15 protein-coding genes are annotated in these 13160 nt (G+C 73.7%); 4 read left to right on the plus strand and 11 right to left on the minus strand.

The features are described 5' to 3' along the window. Positions 1-171: 171 nt before the first annotated feature. Positions 172-738, plus strand: coding sequence for a type 1 glutamine amidotransferase domain-containing protein (locus ACFV0G_RS04455; protein WP_380541430.1), 567 nt, complete (start codon positions 172-174; stop codon positions 736-738). A 185-nt stretch (positions 739-923) separates the two neighbouring features. Here ACFV0G_RS04455 and ACFV0G_RS04460 read toward each other — a convergent pair whose 3' ends face one another. The 6 genes from ACFV0G_RS04460 to ACFV0G_RS04485 all read right to left on the minus strand — a co-directional run bounded on the left by ACFV0G_RS04460 (position 924) and on the right by ACFV0G_RS04485 (position 6219). After that, complete coding sequence (locus ACFV0G_RS04460; RefSeq protein WP_380541433.1) at positions 924-2237, minus strand: PP2C family protein-serine/threonine phosphatase; 1314 nt, start codon at positions 2235-2237, stop codon at positions 924-926. Positions 2238-3023: 786 nt separating this feature from the next. Next, positions 3024-3581 (minus strand): hemerythrin domain-containing protein, encoded by a 558-nt coding sequence (locus ACFV0G_RS04465; protein WP_380541437.1) that lies wholly within the window; start codon positions 3579-3581, stop codon positions 3024-3026. 553 nt (positions 3582-4134) lie between these two features. Then, positions 4135-4353 carry a CDGSH iron-sulfur domain-containing protein gene (locus ACFV0G_RS04470; RefSeq protein ID WP_380541440.1) on the minus strand — a complete coding sequence of 73 codons (219 nt, stop codon included), beginning with the start codon at positions 4351-4353 and terminating at the stop codon, positions 4135-4137. Next, positions 4337-4987 (minus strand): HemK2/MTQ2 family protein methyltransferase, encoded by a 651-nt coding sequence (locus ACFV0G_RS04475; protein ID WP_380541443.1) that lies wholly within the window; start codon positions 4985-4987, stop codon positions 4337-4339. Before ACFV0G_RS04475 ends, ACFV0G_RS04470 begins: the two co-directional genes overlap by 17 nt. A 61-nt stretch (positions 4988-5048) precedes the next feature. Then, positions 5049-5408: a nuclear transport factor 2 family protein gene (locus ACFV0G_RS04480; RefSeq protein WP_380541446.1), complete on the minus strand. Its 360-nt coding sequence runs from the start codon at positions 5406-5408 to the stop codon at positions 5049-5051. Between the two features lie 25 nt (positions 5409-5433). Further along, positions 5434-6219: an SDR family oxidoreductase gene (locus tag ACFV0G_RS04485; protein WP_380541449.1), complete on the minus strand. Its 786-nt coding sequence runs from the start codon at positions 6217-6219 to the stop codon at positions 5434-5436. A 99-nt stretch (positions 6220-6318) separates the two neighbouring features. Here ACFV0G_RS04485 and ACFV0G_RS04490 point away from each other — a divergent pair, with 99 nt between their 5' ends. Continuing rightward, a complete protein-coding gene (locus ACFV0G_RS04490) occupies positions 6319-6837 on the plus strand; it encodes a winged helix-turn-helix transcriptional regulator (RefSeq protein WP_380541452.1) in 519 nt (172 codons plus the stop codon). Between the two features lie 187 nt (positions 6838-7024). Here the strand turns inward: ACFV0G_RS04490 and ACFV0G_RS04495 are convergent, their stop codons facing one another. The 3 genes from ACFV0G_RS04495 to ACFV0G_RS04505 form a co-directional block, all read right to left on the minus strand. Further along, positions 7025-8047 carry an iron-containing redox enzyme family protein gene (locus tag ACFV0G_RS04495; RefSeq protein WP_380541455.1) on the minus strand — a complete coding sequence of 341 codons (1023 nt, stop codon included), beginning with the start codon at positions 8045-8047 and terminating at the stop codon, positions 7025-7027. 35 nt (positions 8048-8082) lie between these two features. Then, complete coding sequence (gene ddaH, locus ACFV0G_RS04500; protein ID WP_380541458.1) at positions 8083-8916, minus strand: dimethylargininase; 834 nt, start codon at positions 8914-8916, stop codon at positions 8083-8085. 478 nt (positions 8917-9394) lie between these two features. Continuing rightward, positions 9395-9856, minus strand: coding sequence for a hypothetical protein (locus ACFV0G_RS04505; protein WP_380541461.1), 462 nt, complete (start codon positions 9854-9856; stop codon positions 9395-9397). Between the two features lie 201 nt (positions 9857-10057). Between ACFV0G_RS04505 and ACFV0G_RS04510 the strand changes: the two genes are divergently transcribed. Continuing rightward, complete coding sequence (locus tag ACFV0G_RS04510; RefSeq protein ID WP_380541464.1) at positions 10058-10606, plus strand: hemerythrin domain-containing protein; 549 nt, start codon at positions 10058-10060, stop codon at positions 10604-10606. Positions 10607-10722: 116 nt separating this feature from the next. Here ACFV0G_RS04510 and ACFV0G_RS04515 read toward each other — a convergent pair whose 3' ends face one another. Next, entirely contained in the window at positions 10723-10935 is a 213-nt protein-coding gene (locus tag ACFV0G_RS04515) for a hypothetical protein (RefSeq protein WP_380541468.1), read from the minus strand. A 320-nt stretch (positions 10936-11255) separates the two neighbouring features. After that, positions 11256-11762, minus strand: a complete 507-nt coding sequence (locus ACFV0G_RS04520) for a hypothetical protein (protein ID WP_380541471.1) — start codon at positions 11760-11762, stop codon at positions 11256-11258. A gap of 339 nt (positions 11763-12101) precedes the next feature. Between ACFV0G_RS04520 and ACFV0G_RS04525 the strand changes: the two genes are divergently transcribed. Continuing rightward, positions 12102-13067, plus strand: a complete 966-nt coding sequence (locus ACFV0G_RS04525; protein WP_380541474.1) for an LLM class F420-dependent oxidoreductase — start codon at positions 12102-12104, stop codon at positions 13065-13067. Positions 13068-13160: the final 93 nt, after the last annotated feature.

The following is a 13160-nucleotide window of genomic DNA, read 5'->3' on the forward strand; positions in this document are numbered from 1 at the left end:
TGTGCCCGCCCGGCACACCCGAACCGCTGCGGGCGCGCAGGGTCCGCACCTGACCCAGGCCGATCCGCGGAACCTGGTTTCGATGGCCCGTCCAACGGCCAGACGTGCGGACGGGGCCACGCATGCCGCAGCCCCGTCCGCAGACTCCGTACGGGAGAGGAGGCCGCCACCATGGCCGGCCTGACAGGACAGACGATCGCGTTCCTGGTGGCCCCCAAGGGGGCGGAGCAGGTGGAGCTCACCTCCCCATGGGAGGCGGTGGAGAAGGCGGGCGGTACACCGCGCCTGGTCTCCACCAAGCAGGGCCACGTTCGTGCCTTCCATCACCTGGACCCGGGCGACACCTTCCCGGTCGACGCCGTGGTGGCGGACGTCTCCGCCGACGACTACGACGGGCTGGTGCTGCCCGGCGGGGTGGCGAACCCCGACTTCCTGCGGATGGACCCGCGGGCCGTCGAGTTCGTCCGCGGCTTCTTCTCCCGGGCCAAGCCCGTCGCGGTGATCTGCCACGGACCCTGGACCCTCGTGGAGGCCGACGTCGTCCGCGGGCGCACCCTGACCTCCTGGCCGAGCCTGCGCACCGACCTGAGCAACGCCGGAGCGCACTGGGTCGACGCACGGGTGAAGGTCTGCACGAACGGTCCCAACACCCTTGTCTCCAGCCGCAAGCCGGACGACCTGGAGGCCTTCGACGAGGCGCTCGTGAAGGAGTTCGCCGCCATGGCGGCGCGCACCTGACACCGGTCGGGTGAGCGCACCGTGCCGCGGTCCGGGTACTTCTCGCCGGGGCCCATCGCTCGGATCCGATCTGACGCCGTCGAGGCGATGGCGCGTCAGTTCGTGCTCGATGCAACGGGGCGGGAGCGAAGCCCCTCCGGCACGGTCGGAGGGGTGTTGCCTCCCGAGTCGCCGGTCGTTCCTCGTCAGCGGTGCGGCTGTGCGGGGCACCCTGGCCCGGCCGAGGGGATGCGCAGGGCGAGGAGTGCGATGTCGTCGGTGGCGTCCGGGGCGAGTCCGGCGAGCAGTTCATCGCAGAGAGTGTTGGGGGTCTCCCGTGAGAGCGCGGCGGCGTGCTGGCGCAGCCTGGCCAGGCCCCGGCCGAGGTCCTCGCCGCGGCGTTCAATGAGGCCGTCCGTGTAGAGCAGCACGGTGGACAGGGGTGGGAGGGCGTCAGTGGCGCTGGGGCGGGGCAGGGCGGTGTCGACGCCGAGGAGGACGCCGGCGCCGCGGTCGAGGAAGCGGGTGTCGCCTTCCCGGGTGACGAGCAGCGGCGGCGGGTGGCCGGCGGAGGCGTGGTCGAGGTTCCACGGCCCGCCCACCGGTCCCTGGACGATCGCGTACAGACAGGAGGCGGTGGTGCCCGGGTAGAGGGCGTGTTGGGCGAGGTCGAGACGGTGCAGGATCGCACCGGGTGGTTCCTGCCGGTCACAGGCGATGCCGCGGAGCATGTTGCGCAGCTGGCTCATGGTGACGGCCGCGCGCAGGTCGTGGCCGGTCACGTCGCCGATGATCAGGGCCGTCGGCCCGGCGGGGAGGACGAACGCGTCGTACCAGTCGCCGCCGACCTGGGCGGTGTCGTGGGCGGGCGCGTAGCGGGCGGCGAGGGTGAGACGGTCCGGCTGGGGGAGGGCCGGGAGGAGGGACCGCTGGAGGCGTTCGGCGATGTGCTCGGCCTCGCGGTGGAGACGGCCGTTGTCGACCGCGAGGGCGATGCGGTGGGCGATGTCCTCGACCAGCGGAAGGTCGGACTCCGTGAAGGGGGGCCGGTTGGCGGCGCGGGCGACGGTCACGGCCCCGAGGACTTCCCGCCGGACCCGCAGCGGCGCGACCACCGCGCACGCGACCTCGTGCTCGACGAGGGTGCGGTCCTCCGCGGCGTCCCACGGATCTCGCCGGAGCACGGGGCGCAGATCCGACTCGGTGAGCAGCAGGGGGCCCGCACCGCGCAGCACCCGCGCGAGCGGCGCCGACGCGCTCTCCGGCGGCCCGGGCAGCTCGGCGCGGCTACCGGGCGGCTCGGTGCCGCGGCGGGAGGCGTAGGTCCGCTCCAGACGCCCGGCGTCGGCGAGCAGGTCGATCGCGCACCAGTCGCCCAGGCGCTGAGCGAGGATCCGGCAGGCCCGTTCCAGCCCGGCCTGGGCGTCCAGGGTGCCGGCCAGCGCCGAGCTGATGTGCGCCAGCGCGGTCAACCGGTCGAGCGCCTGCTGCAGCGCCTCGTCCACATCGTATTCGTCCACAAATGCACCCTGCACCATTGCGGCCTCCGTGGCCCGGACCTCGCCGCCACGCCTCGGGTGCCGCACCAGGCAGTCGGTGCCGGTGACGCCGTCCGGAGAACGGCTTCAGCCGGTGGTCACGGGTCGAAGAGGTCCCGGACGGCGCAGCCGCTGCCTCTCTCTTTCACGCTCGTCGGTCCGTCCATCCTCGCCGCCGGCGACGTCGAGTAGTGCGCACCATCAGGTCGAGGGCCCGTCGGCCTTCCGTTCCCGGCAGTCGGAGGCGTGAGAACGCTCCGGCCGGGCAGGCGCCCTGCAGGCCCGAAGCGAGGAGGTGAGGGCGATGGCCAAGATCCGGATCGCCCCGAAGCCCGGCCGCGGCCGCCCGCGGCCCCCCGTCGACCTGCGGACCCCGTCCGGCCGCCCCTTGCCGTACTGACCCGGCGTCGGCGCCGCTCATCATCGAAAGAGCGTCAGCACCCGGCCGCACCGGTCGGGTGCAGCTCGTAGCGGGCGAAGGCAGGGCGGACGACAGGCCGTGCGCTCTTGGTCGACGGCCTCGGCCAGGAGTCCGCCGGCGAGGACGGGGTGGATCCCGGTGCGGGAACTCTCGTCCACCGCTCCGCAGCCGGTCCGGCTGGCCGCCCTTCGTCCATCGGACCGAGGCACCGCGCCCGGCAGCCCCGCCCCGGACGCTGCCGCCCGGGGCGGCCGGGGCCGTGGGTCGGCCGGGGCCGGTCGCGGCGTGCCTCCGGGCAGGCCCTGCGTCGGACGCTCACCGCAACTTCCTACGCCGCCCGCAACTTCCTACGCCGCGCCCCGGTCGGCCACGTAGTCGCGGACCCGGTCGATCAGTCCGAGGCCCGGCGCCAGCAGCTTGCGGGCGGCCGGGGAGGAGGGTGCACCCGGATGCGGGCGGGTCGGTGCGGTCGCCTTGGCGCGGCGCACCGAGTCGCCGAGTTCCTCCAGCTCGGCCCGGCTGCAGGCCGCGCGCAGGGCCGGGAAGAGGTTGTGCTCCTCGTCGCGGACGTGCGAGGTGACCTCCTCCACCAGGGTTGCCGCCAGCGCCTCCAGCCGGGGGTCGCCGGCATCTGTGCCCTCGATCTCCTTGAGCAGGCGCTCGACCTTCGCGTGATCCTCCACTTCCCGGTCCGCCATGGCGTCGCCGCCGCTCACGTGTTCGCGGACCGCGGGGTAGAGGTAGGCCTCCTCGGCCACGGAGTGCCGGACGAGCTCGATCGTCACCTCGTCGAGCAGCGACTTCCGATGTTCCCCCGTGGCCTGCATGATCTGCGCGAAGAGCTCTTCGACCTCCCGGTGGTCGGTTTCGAGTTCCTTGATGACGTCGCCGCCGTGGCCTGCCATCGCCGCCTCCTCCTGGTCGGGGCCCGCCGGTGCGGGGCCGTAACCGGCGGGTGCCCGGTCGGGTGCGGTGCACACGTGCTGGCGGGGGAAGATCCGCGGACCCTTCGGGTTCCGAGGATCACACGCTGCGCACCCTCGGTCCGACGGGGCAGCGATCGGCCGGCGAGGTCGCCGACGGGCGGGCGGAGCTGGCGCGCTGTGAGACGCTCTACCGCGACGACCGGCCCCTCCCGCGGGTACGGGGCCGCACGGTGATACCGGTCGGGGACGGTCTCGCCAGCGGCGTCGTCGCGTGCGCCGCGCTCCGCGGCCTGCGCGAACAGCGGCCCGCGCTGCTGGTGAATGGCTGCGCCGGTGAGTGCCGTGCGCGTCACCGCCGCCGTCCGGCCGTTCGCCGGCGAATTGGTCTGCCCGCACCGCTCCCGGGACCTGAGGGACACCGGCGACTGGTACGAGGACTCTGGTACGAGGACTTCCGTCCGCAGTGCGTCCGGGAGGTGCTGGACGCCGTGGCGGCAGTGCGCCTGGTGTCCCGGAACGGCGGGCGGGCGCGTCAAACCTGCGGGTCCGGCGGCCGGCTGCGGCGGCGGTGACTGGAGTCGCAGAACGGCTGGCACCGGCTGCGCCGACAGGTGCACAGGGCGACCACCGGCCGCTCGCTGATCTGCCGGCTGCCGTCCGGCAGGACGACCTCGACCGGCCCCTCCACCAGGAAGGGGCCGTCCCCCGTGACGGTGACCCGCCGCGGTGCGCGCTCAGACGGGCCGGACACCACGGACCACCACCAGTTCCTCCTCGCGCTGCCCCGCCGCGATCAGTCCCCGTGCCTCGAACCAGCCGGCCCGGGCGGTCATCACCGGTCCGAAGGGCTGGCGGGACCTGGCGGCGATGCCGACCCGCATCCCGGCGCGCGCCAGTGCCGCGCGGGTCGCCTGCACACCGGCGAGCGCCGACTGCACGATCAGCAGGACACCGCCCGGCGCGAGCAGGGCAGGCGCACCGGCGCAGATCCGGTCCAGCAGGTCGCGGCCGTCCCGTCCGGCGTCCCAGCTGCGGGCGATCCCGCGGCGCGGCGGGGCGGACCGGCTCGGCACGTAGGGCGGGTTCGCGGTGATCAGGTCGAAGCGGGCACCGGCCACCGGAGCGAACAGGTCGCCGTGGCGCAGCCGTAGCCGGCGGCGGTTGAGCAGCGAATTGGCCCCCGCCGCGGCCAGCGCGCGGCGGGACACGTCCACCGCCGTCACACGGGCGCCCCGGGCGGCGGCGGCCAGGGCCACCGCCCCGCTGCCGGTGCACAGATCGAGGACCGGGGCGCCGGGCGCGAGGCGTTCGCGCTCCAGCGCACCGGTGAGCAGCCGGGTGTCTCCCTGGGCCGGGTACACGCCCGGCGGAGTGATCAGAAGCATGGTCCGCGCCTGCCCATCGGCTACGTGCCCAACCGTGCCGGGTGGGCACGTGGGAGCGGTCTCAGGGTTCGATGGAGAGGTGTTCGATGAGGCCGTCGCGCAGCGTGAACCGATAGCGGAGATCGATGGTGCCGCCGGGGAAGTTGCCTTCGAGATGGTGTGTGGCGATGTAGTGCGCCGTGTCGGTCTCCTGAGTGTTCGTCAGGTGGATGGTGTAGGTGAATTCGTTGGCGGACTGGTCCAGCCACCGCTCAATCGCGGCGCTGCCCCGGTAGGTATTGCCGTCGTCGATCACTGTGGCGTCGTCGGTGAACGTCGTGACCGCGGTGGCGGTGTCGTGGGTGCGGTGCGCTGTGAGGTAGCGGGTGATCACCTCGGGCAGGTCGTCCGGGGTGATGCTCCGGGGCCGATTCTCGTGCATGTCGCTCCTGATGGTGGTTGCGGGTTCAGACGGTGGGGGTGGTGCCGCCGTCGATGACGTGTTCGGCGCCGACGATGGCCGAGGCGCGGTCGGAAACGAGGAAGGTGACGAGTTCGGCGACCTCCTCGGGCCGGTTGGGGCGGCCGAGCGGGATGCCTCCCAGGGAGTCCATGAGCCGGCCCAGCGCCGCTTCCCGGCTGATGCCGGCTTCGTGGGCGATCCGGGCGACGAGGTTGTCGGCGGCCGAGGTCTGGACGAAGCCGGGCGAGACGGTGTTGACGCGGACGCCGTGCGGGGCGACCTGGTTGGCCAGGCCCTTGCTGTACGTGGTCAGGGCGGCCTTGGCAGCTGCGTAGGCCAGGGTGCCGTTCCACAGCGGCATGCGGCGCTGGATCGAGGTGACGTGCACGACCGCGCCCTTGCCCGTGGCGATCATGTGCGGAAGCAGTGCGCGGTCCAGACGGACGGCGGCCAGCAGGTTCGTGTTCAGTTCCCTGGCCCAGTCGTCCTCGCCGAGCGCGGCGAATCCTCCTGCCGGTGCCTCGGACCCACCGAGGGTGTTGACCAGGATGTCGACGCTTCCCACGCGGGCTTCCACCTCGGAGGCGACGTGGGCGGCGCCCTGGGCGGTGGACAGGTCGGCGGTGATGAACATCTTCTCCTCGACGTCGTCGGGGCGGCTGCGGGCGGTGACCAGCACGGTCGCGCCGGCCTCGGCGAGCCTTCGGGCGATCGCGGCTCCGGTGCCCTTGGTGCCGCCGGTGACCAGAGCGCGTCGGCCTTCCAGGGATTCGCTGATGGATGTGGTCACGTTGTGCTCCATTCCCGGGCGCGCGTATGCGAGGCGCCGCTCTCGTCTCTACTGCTAAAATAGAAGCTACTAACTTCGACTTTAGCAGTAACCGAGGGGATGGTCGCCTTGGCAAGCCGGATCAGGCTGGAGGACCGGGAGTGCCCGCTGTCCACGACGGTGGAACACGTCGGCGAGTGGTGGACACTGCTGATCCTCCACGACGCCTTCGACGGCTACACCCGCTTCGACCAGTTCCAGGAGAGCCTGGGCATCTCCTCCAGCATGCTCACCACCCGGCTGAAGACCCTGGTCGCGGACGGTCTGCTGGAGCGCCGGCCGTACCAGACCAGCCCCGTCCGGCACGAGTACGTACTCACCGAACTCGGGCGCTCGCTGCGCCCGGTGATCGTCGCCCTGGCCGCGTGGGGCAACGCCCGCCTCACGGCGGCGGAGCGCAGCATGATCCTCGTGGACGCGCACAGCGGCGAGGAAGTCGAGCCCGTCGTCGTCGACGCCAAAACGGGCCGCCGGCTCGACGACAGCACCGCCTACGTCTTCGCCGCGGGCCCCGCAGCCAGCGACGCGATGCGCAGCCGCTACGCGGGACGGCCGGCCATTCCCGCGGAAGAGGCGTGAGTCCGCCCGGAAGAGCCTCGTCCAGCCTTGAGCAGGGCCGCGAGCACGGGCTGCACCTGACCGGCCTCGCGGCACCGGCTTGTGGCTGGCGTGATACCTGCCAACCCTCCCAAGTCGTTGAGAACTGAATCACGTGAGGCGAGGAGCAGCACCGGTCGTTTCCAAGAATCCCCGCCAGGGCCGGCGGTCAGGCCGGCGGGCCGTCGTCGAGCGGTGCGCGCAGCGAGCTGCGGCCCCGGCCCCAGGCGCCGAGCAGGTGAGCGGCGAGGCGGTCCTCGACCGCGCCGGTGGCGGCGATGCCGAAGGCGATGTCGGCGGCGAGCGCCGGGTCACCGGCGACCAGCGGGTCCAGGACGGTGCGGCGCACCAGTTGTTCGTGGACGGCGTCGGCCACCACGTGCTCCCGGTAGAACAGCGTGCCGGCCGACGAGGCGCCGAGGCGCTCCAGCGCGGCCGCGAGACGGGCGGCGCCCGGCGGAGAGGTGATCTCGACCGCGGCGAACTGCCCGACCGCCGCGCCGCGCAGCGCTCGGTGCAGCCCGAACATCGACATCAGGTTGACCACCGCCAGCGCGGGCGCGGGCACGGCGTCCAGGTAGTGCCCGTAGCGGGTGTTCAGGCCGAGGTCGGCCATCATCTGAGCGAACAGCAGCGCGTGGGCCCGCTCGGGACGCCCCGCGCCGTACTCGTCGTACTGGACGGTCATCAGGGCGGCCTTGGCCGGGTGGGGCAGCCGCGGGACGGCCCACAGCTGCGGGTCGGCCTCCTTGAGGTGGTACAGCGAGCGGTGGACGACGTACTCCCGGGCCTGCCAGCGAGCGCCGTGCTCCAGCAGGTGGTACGAGGGGCCCGTGCCGTCCGGGGGCTCGACCAGCAGGTCGGCGATCACCTGCTCCAGCGGGCCGGGCTCGCCGACCGCCTCACGCAGGGCAGCCAGGAACGCCTCCTCCAGCCCGGCACGCAGGGTCAGCAGCCCCGGGTCCCACTCCCAGCCCGGATCGACCCGGTGGAAGCCCTGGTAGTGAAGCTCGTAGCAGACGTACAGCGCCAACTGCGCGTCTTCGCCGAGCGCGTCCGGGACGTCCGCCGCCCGGCCGGGCGCCGTGCCCGGCGAGGCGGCGAGCAGGTCCAGCACCAGCGCGGAGAGCGGGCCGCGAGCCGGAGGCGGAACGGGTGCGGCCGAGGCGGCCGGACGGAGTGCGGTCGTCATGCGGGGGCCTCTCTCGCAGGGGGACGCGGTGCGGGTCAGGCACCACGGAGTTCGAGCGTGCAGCACTTGGGGCCGCCGCCGGCCTTGAGCAGCTCGGGCATCTCCACCGGGACGGGGCGGAAGCCGTGCGCGTGCAGCTGCGCGGCCAGGCCGGCGGCGGCCCGCGGCAGCACCACGTTCCGGCCGTCGCTGACCGCGTTGAGCCCGAACGCGAGTGCGTCCGACTCGGTCGCCAGGAGAGCGTGTGGGTACAGCGCGGCCAGCAGGCGGCGGCTGTCGGGCGCGAAGGCAGGCGGCCAGTACATGATCCGGTCGTCGCTCAGCACGGCCAGCGCGGTGTCCAGGTGGTAGAAGCGCGGATCGACGAGCTGCAGGGTGACCACGGGAAGGCCGAGCAGCCGCTGCGCCTCCCGGTGGGCAGACGCGGTCGTCCGGAAGCCCGAGCCTGCCAGGATGCGCCGCCCGGCGAGCAGCAGATCGCCCTCGCCCTCGTTGACCAGGCTGGCCGTGTGCACGGGCCGGAATCCCGCGCGGGCGAACCACCGGCGGTGGGCGGCGGCCTCGCCGACCCTCTCCGCGTACTTGAAACGGGCCACCAGCACCCGGCCGTCCACCACCGTGGCACCGTTGGCGGTGAACACCATGTCCGGCAGTCCGGGCAGCGGATCGATGGTCGCCACCTCATGGCCCAACGCCCGCAGCACGGTGCAGAGCCGCTGCCACTGCCGTTCGGCCGCCGCGCCGTCGACCGGCCGCGTCGGGTCCATCCACGGATTGATCGCGTAGCTCACCGTGAAGTGCGTGGGCGGGCAGAGCAGGTACCGCCTTCGGCGGGCTTCGGTGCTGGTCGGAGTCGCTGGAGAGGTCATGGGTTGGCTCCCGGTCGGCCCAGTGCGGGACTGTCTGCACTCGGTCCGGCACCGCGCCTACCCGCGGGCCGCCACAGCACACCCGCCGGCACAGCCGGGCCCGGGGCCGACCGGTCATGACCGGTCGGACCTCAGGCGCAGCCAGGCGATCCGCGCGTTCATGGCCGCGGAGGCCCGCCGGACCAGGCCCCGGACCACCACCCCGATCGCGATGTCCGCCCGCCCGAGGCGAAGGCCGCCAGCACCGCGGCCGAACCGGCGAAGGCCGGCAGCAGCGCAGTCGACCCGCGCAGCCGCCACCACCGGAAGCCGATCGCGCGCCGCAGTGGCCGCCGGGCGAGCCTGCGGTCGCCCGACGGCTCGCACGCCACCCGCCGGAGCACCTCCCTCTCACGTTCTGAGCACGCCGCACCACCTCCGCGCTGCCCGTCCGGTGGCCCACCCGCCCCCGGGCGGCGTGCCGGAGCGGCGCGTGGTGTCAGATCAGGGCGAGCGCCGCGGTGCCGTGCAGGACGACGCCCTCGTCCCGGGCCTCGGTGGCACTGCGGCCGAACGCGTCGGCCTCGTCCCGGGGGTGCCCGTCCCGGTCGTCGACCAGGGAGGTGCCGGGCGGGACGACGACGACCAGCACTTCGCCGCGCTCGCGGGCGGCGGTCCGCCACTCGGGGGAGGCCGCGGGCTTGGGCACCGGCTCCCAGGACTCCCGTCCGCCGACGAAGAGCAGCCGGTCGACCAGGGCGCCGTTCATCACCACCATGGCGGTGCTCTGCGGCGCCTCGCCGGCGGCCAGCAGGAAGCCGCTCTCCAGCGCGTGGGTGAGCAGTTCGGCGTGCCACCGCCGGCCGACCGCGATGAACGCCTCCGCCAGGGGAGGGCCGGTCTCCTGCTCCTGCACGGCGAGCGCCCAGACCGTTGGCTCCGAGTCCCGTTCCTCGCTCACGGTCCACCTCCTGGTCGGCGTTGCCTTGGTGTTTCGTGCTGCCGCGCCTACCCGGGCGAGGTCGGACCACGCCTGGTCGACGCCGTTGGGGGGGTAGCGGCAACGGGGCCGGGGGCCGGGGGCAGGTTCGGCGGACACGGCCCGGGGTACACGCCGCCCCGGGGGACCCAGACATCCACCACACGGAAGACGGACCGCTCCATGACTTCCAGCGACCTCATCGACGTCCTGGCCACCGACCACGACCGACTGGAGGTGCTGTTCAGCCGCATGGCCGGCACGCCGCTGGGGGACCCACTGCGCCGCGAGCTCCTCGACGAGGCGGCCGAGCTGCTGGAACGGCACATGGCGGTCGAGGAGGCGTACCTGTACCCGATGGCGCTGCGGACGCTGCCGGACAGCGCCGAGACCGTCGCTCATGAGCGGATCCGCCTGGCCGCCATCGGTGCGCTGCTGGACGACCTTGGACCGCTGCACGCGGACTCCGCCGTCTTCGACCGCAAGGTCGCACTCCTCGTCCGGGAGGTCACCGGGCACGCCCACCGGGAGCAGGCGGTCCTGCTGCGCGACCTTGCCGACGCAGCCGAGCAGGACGAACTGGCCGATGGGGGCCGGCATGCTCGGTCGCAGCCGCTGCGGAAGGTGCATCGCAGGCCCGCCGACCGCCCGCGCGACGACCTCCCACCGCCCGAGCAGAGTCTCAAGCAGCGCCTGCGAGGCTTCTTCCGTCACTCCGGAGCCTGGCGCTGACACTCCGGCTTCGCGGCTCGGCCCGCGCCGGCCACCGCGCCGGCACCGGCCGTGACGCTCTGTACGGCCCGCAGCGGTGGCCGCCGCCCGGCGGCGGCCGAGCCGACCGCTGCGGGTCACGGTGCCTGGGTGTCGGCCGCAGGCACGTCCTCGTCGTCCTGGGCCTTGGCCCGGACATCCTTGGGGGTCGGGGCCGTGATGTTGCGCTGTTCCGCGGATCGCTCCAGGGCCTTGACCTCGTCGGGTGTGATGACGGCCTCGGTGAGGCGCTCGCCCGGTAGGGCGGCCGGAATGCCCGGCGGGCGGGGGGCATCTCCGCCGCGATCCACCCCGGTGCCTTGACGGGCGGGACCCGTTCGGTGGTGCCGGACAACGCATGTGAAGGCCCGTTGGCGTGGTAGGTGGCGAGCGCTTCCATGAGGCAGGCGGGTCAGGTACCAGCCGTTGGGGCACCGGGTCCGCCCGGCACGGGAGGGGACCGACCTGACGGACGTTCTCGCCGTGCCGCCGTGCCGCCGTGCCGCCGTGCCGCCGTGCCGCCGTGCCGCCGTGCCGCCGTGCCGCCGTGCCGCCGTGCCGCCGTGCCGCCGTGCGACGGCGCTCGCGGCTGCCGGTGGTCCGGCAGATACGGTCTGGGGCTGCGCGCCGCCTACCGGCCCGGATGCCCTGCCAGCACCTCGGCGCTGGTCTCCCGGTGCCACCCGTTGAGGAGGTCGGCCTGCGCCCGGGCCCGGTCCGCGAGGCGTTCCACCGCGGCGGTGTCCAGACGGGGGTCGTCCTCGGCGACACTGCGCAGGGCCCGCCACAGGGCCGACTTCCCCTCGACGCCGGTGCGCATTGCCTCCAGCTCGATGAGGTCGCTCAGCGGCGACCGGCGGACCAGGGTGCCGTTCGGCTTGAGCCTGCCGATCCGCTCGCCGGCGACACCCAGCCAGGTGCGGTAGTGGCGGACGGGCACGCCCAACCTGTTCATGATCCGCACCAGGTCGTCCCGATCCTGGGCGATCTCCCGGGCGAGTCGGCGCAGGTCGGCGGCGCGCCGCGGGTCCGCGTGGCTGCCGGCCATCCGGCGGGCCAGCGCGGCGCCGCCGAAGGCACCGGTCAGGTGGTCGTTCAGATAGATGTTCAGCGGTTCGGCGATCTGCTGTCGGGACATCGTGCCCTCCGTCGTTGGTGAGCCGGCTGCGGGTAGCGGGCGACACGGCCGGGGCCGTGGCCTGAGGTACGCCTACCCGGATCGCGGATTTGTCCCGCCCCGAACGGCCGCTCTGATCGGGGCAGGCGTTGCGGCAGCAGTCACCACGACGATGGGAACGCACCATGGGCGGCCACGGCGGTCGACGGCACACCCGGTATCCCGCCGTCATCCCGGCGTGCGTGGCACTCCCCGCGTGGGCAACGGGGACAGCAGGCGCCGGGGGCGACGCTCCTCCCGCGGGTGGAATCGTGGCCGCTGCCTGGGTTCCGAACGGCCGGCACCGGGCACGCGCGGGCCATGGTGAGAATCGGCTACACGATGATGACCGAACAGACCGGGCCGAGCCGGCTGGTGCGGGACGTGGTCCATGCCGAGCAGGTGGGCTACGACTTCTCCGTCATCTCCGACCACTACTTCCCCTGGCTGGACAGCCAGGGACACGCCTCCTACGCGTGGGCGGTGCTCGGGGCCGCCGCTCAGGCGACGTCCCGGATCCCGTTGATGACCTATGTCACCTGTCCGACCTTCCGCTACCACCCGGCCGTGGTGGCCCAGAAGGCGGCGACCGTGCAGCTGCTCTCCGAGGGTCGCTTCCGGCTGGGGCTGGGCAGCGGGGAGAACCTGAACGAGCACATCACCGGACAGGGCTGGCCCGGCGCCGACGTCCGTCAGGACCGCCTCGCGGAGGCGGTCGGCATCATCCGGGCGCTGTTCGGGGGCGGGTACGTCTCGCACCACGGCGAGCACTTCGAAGTGGCGTCGGCCAAGCTGTGGGACCTGCCGCCCACCCCGCCGCCGATCGGGGTCGCGGTCTCCGGTGACCGGTCCTGCGAGCTGGCCGGACGACTGGCGGACCTGGTGATCGCCGTGGAACCGAACGCCGACCTCCTGGCAGCCTTCGACCGGTACGGCGGCACGGGAAAGCCGCGCGTGGGGCAGGTGCCCGTCTGCTACGACGCGGACCGGTCACAGGCCGTCGCCCGCGCACACGACCAGTTCCGCTGGTTCGGCGGAGGGTGGAAGGTCAACTCCGAGCTTCCCGGAACGGCGGGCTTCGCCGGTGCGAGCGCGTTCGTGCGTCCCGAGGACGTCGCCGCCTCCCTCCCGTGCGGTGACCGGGTCGAGGACTTCGTCGAGGCCGTACGGGCCTACACCGGGGCCGGCTTCGACGAGGTTGCCCTGATCCAGGTGGGCGGTGACCACCAGGCGGCGTTCCTCGACTGGTCGGAGCGCACCCTGCTGCCCGCTCTGCGCGAGCTCTGACCCCACCACCCCGGCCGCGGGGGCCCCGGGCCGCCCCCGGGGCCCCCCGCCCCCGGAGCCCCGCCCCCGCGGGGGCGGGGGGGGGGCGGGCGC

This window comes from Kitasatospora sp. NPDC059571, assembly GCF_042735675.1.
GTDB lineage: Bacteria > Actinomycetota > Actinomycetes > Streptomycetales > Streptomycetaceae > Kitasatospora.

Bases quoted from the DNA above. Each gene is read 5' to 3' on its own strand.
- ACFV0G_RS04455 (WP_380541430.1), top strand. From the start codon at position 172: ATGGCCGGCCTGACAGGACAGACGATCGCGTTCCTGGTGGCCCCCAAG.
- ACFV0G_RS04465 (WP_380541437.1), bottom strand. From the start codon at position 3,581: ATGGCAGGCCACGGCGGCGACGTCATCAAGGAACTCGAAACCGACCAC.
- ACFV0G_RS04475 (WP_380541443.1), bottom strand. From the start codon at position 4,987: ATGCTTCTGATCACTCCGCCGGGCGTGTACCCGGCCCAGGGAGACACC.
- ACFV0G_RS04480 (WP_380541446.1), bottom strand. From the start codon at position 5,408: ATGCACGAGAATCGGCCCCGGAGCATCACCCCGGACGACCTGCCCGAG.
- ACFV0G_RS04490 (WP_380541452.1), top strand. From the start codon at position 6,319: ATGGTCGCCTTGGCAAGCCGGATCAGGCTGGAGGACCGGGAGTGCCCG.
- ACFV0G_RS04495 (WP_380541455.1), bottom strand. From the start codon at position 8,047: ATGACGACCGCACTCCGTCCGGCCGCCTCGGCCGCACCCGTTCCGCCT.
- ddaH (WP_380541458.1), bottom strand. From the start codon at position 8,916: ATGACCTCTCCAGCGACTCCGACCAGCACCGAAGCCCGCCGAAGGCGG.
- ACFV0G_RS04510 (WP_380541464.1), top strand. From the start codon at position 10,058: ATGACTTCCAGCGACCTCATCGACGTCCTGGCCACCGACCACGACCGA.
- ACFV0G_RS04520 (WP_380541471.1), bottom strand. From the start codon at position 11,762: ATGTCCCGACAGCAGATCGCCGAACCGCTGAACATCTATCTGAACGAC.
- ACFV0G_RS04525 (WP_380541474.1), top strand. From the start codon at position 12,102: ATGGTGAGAATCGGCTACACGATGATGACCGAACAGACCGGGCCGAGC.